At 32.7% G+C, this 2,803-nt stretch carries 2 protein-coding genes; one reads left to right on the forward strand and one right to left on the reverse strand.

The window, feature by feature from the left end; all coding sequences use genetic code 11:
• Nucleotides 1-1,638, forward strand: a 1,638-nt coding sequence (locus BGS43_RS09115) for a flagellin A (RefSeq protein ID WP_096569497.1), incomplete at its 5' end; no start/stop codon positions are given.
• Nucleotides 1,639-1,668: 30 nt separating this feature from the next.
• On the opposite strand, the gene BGS43_RS09120 is transcribed toward BGS43_RS09115, so the two are convergent.
• Nucleotides 1,669-2,803: motility associated factor glycosyltransferase family protein (locus tag BGS43_RS09120; protein WP_141085301.1), on the reverse strand; the 1,135-nt coding region annotated here is incomplete at its 5' end.

Here is a 2,803-nt window from a genome sequence, read left to right on the forward strand (position 1 = left end):
TCTTTAAGCAGACTTAGTTCAGGTCTTAGAATCAACTCCGCAGCAGATGATGCTTCAGGGATGGCGATAGCAGACAGTTTAAGATCTCAAGCTAATACTTTAGGTCAAGCTATCAACAATGGTAATGATGCTATAGGTATCTTACAAACTGCTGATAAGGCTATGGATGAGCAACTTAAAATCTTAGATACAATTAAAACTAAGGCAACTCAAGCGGCTCAAGATGGACAAAGTCTAAAAACAAGAACCATGCTTCAAGCAGATATCAACCGTTTAATGGAAGAACTTGACAATATCGCAAATACTACTTCATTTAACGGTAAGCAACTTTTAAGTGGAAATTTTATCAATCAAGAATTTCAAATCGGTGCTAGTTCAAATCAAACTATAAAAGCTACTATAGGAGCAACTCAATCTTCTAAGATAGGTTTAACACGCTTTGAAACAGGAGGAAGAATTACATCTGGTGGTGAAGTGGAATTTACTCTTAAAAATTACAATGGTATAGATGATTTTAAATTTCAAAAAGTTGTGATTTCAACTTCAGTTGGAACAGGACTTGGAGCCTTAGCAGATGAGATCAATAAAAGTGCTGATAAAACAGGTGTTAGAGCTACTTTTACAGTAGAAACTAGAGGTATATCAGCAGTTAGAGAAGGATCTACTTCAGATACTTTTGCTATCAATGGGGTAACTATAGGTAAAGTAGATTACAAAGATGGTGATGCCAATGGAGCCTTAGTTTCTGCAATCAATTCGGTTAAAGATACTACCGGAGTTGAAGCTTCAATCGATGCTAATGGACAGCTTTTACTTACTTCAAGAGAAGGTAGAGGGATTAAAATCGAAGGAAGTATTGGTAGAGGTGCTTTTATCAATCCAAATATGACGGAAAATTATGGTCGTTTATCTTTAGTTAAAAATGATGGTAAGGATATTTTAATCAGCGGTACAGGTCTTTCTTTTGCAGGTTTTGGAGCGAATAATTTTATCTCTCAGACTTCTGTTTCTTTAAGAGAGTCAAAAGGACAGCTTGATGCTAATATCGCTGATGCTATGGGATTTGGTTCTGCAAACAAAGGAATTATATTAGCTGGTTTTTCTTCTGTTAGCGCTTATATGAGTAGCGCAGGAAGTGGATTTTCTTCAGGTTCAGGTTTTTCTGTAGGTAGCAATAAAAATTATTCTACAGGTTTTGCAAACGCTATAGCTATTTCAGCTACTTCGCAACTTTCTAAGGTATATAATGTTTCTGCAGGCTCAGGTTTTTCAAGTGGTTCTAACTTATCTCAGTTTGCAACTATGAAAACAAGTGTTTTTGGAGTAAAAGATGAAACAGCAGGTGTGACTACACTTAAAGGCGCTATGGCTGTGATGGATATAGCTGAAACAGCTATAACAAATCTTGATCAAATCAGAGCCGACATTGGTTCGGTGCAAAATCAAGTTACATCAACTATAAACAACATTACCGTTACTCAAGTAAACGTTAAAGCAGCTGAATCAACCATAAGAGATATAGACTTTGCAAGTGAAAGTGCAAATTTTTCTAAATATAACATCCTTGCACAGTCAGGTTCTTATGCTATGAGTCAGGCTAATGCAGTGCAGCAAAATGTTTTAAAACTTCTTCAATAATTTCTTAGATGCTTTTATGCATCTAAGTTTTTAAAGTGCTTTTTTCTTTTCTAAAAAGTCTAGCAAAGGTAAAATAGCGATTTTAAGTCTTTTATCTTGAGCTTCTAAAAGTTCTATGATATTTTCCATCAAAGCTTCGTGTGCATAAACCCAAGCAAAAAGTTTATTTTGTTTATCAGATTCATCTTTGATATCTTTAAGATATAAAGGCGTTAATATACTTTGTTCATGATGTAAAGTAGGGCCTAAAATTTCTTGCAAAAAGAGATATTTTTTATTTGAAAGTTTTTCTTTGATTTTGTCTATATTTTGGTTTATTTGTTCGAGAGAGAGTTTGTTTTTTCCATGAGTAAGATTGTGAATTTGTTTTTGAACTTTTTTACACTCTTTTTTAAAATTTAAGGATAAATTCATATTTTTTTTAATTTTTTGATAAATTTTTAATCCGAGTTTTACTTGTTCTTTAGTATTTAAAACTTGTAATTTTTTAAATTTTTTATCTTTTTTATTTTCGAGTAAATCTTCGCAAAGTTCTTTAAAAGGTTTTTCTATAGCGCTTTCTATCCTAGCACCTCCTTCAGTGCAATTATAAGTTTTACTTTTGCTAAAAGCAATGAAATTTTCAAAAATTTGTCTAAAAAGTGTCCAAATTTCAGAACTTTGAACTTTTCCATTTCCTCCATAAGCTGTAGTGCTAAATCTATCTAAGTCCCTTTCATAGTCTCCATTGTGTAAATTAGCATGGATAAAACCTTGAGAGTGTGTTTGCCCATCTTTGGCATAAGCTAAATCCTGACCTATGAGAATGATGTTTTTATGTCCTAAATTTTCAGCCAGTTCGTAAGCCATATGAGATACACTCATACCTCCGTTAATATATCCATAATCGTCTAGTTCCAAGTATCTCGCAAAAGGCTGACCTTTTATGATTAACATATATTTTCTTTTATTTTTTTCAAGATAAGAAATGGTTTTTTTATGCACCAAAGAAGCTACTAGAAAAATGATGTCTTTATCAAAATCTTTAAAATCATTATTAAAACATTCAGCTACTATTTCATCGCGTTCCAACATACAAACATAATCAGGCTTTATACCATGCTTAGCTAAAATAGGATAAGAAGAATCCGCACAAAAAATCGTAGCTTTATTAGCATACTTTTTT

Origin of the sequence: Campylobacter sp. 110 (genome assembly GCF_002383965.1) — a bacterium.
Taxonomy (GTDB): domain Bacteria; phylum Campylobacterota; class Campylobacteria; order Campylobacterales; family Campylobacteraceae; genus Campylobacter_D; species Campylobacter_D coli.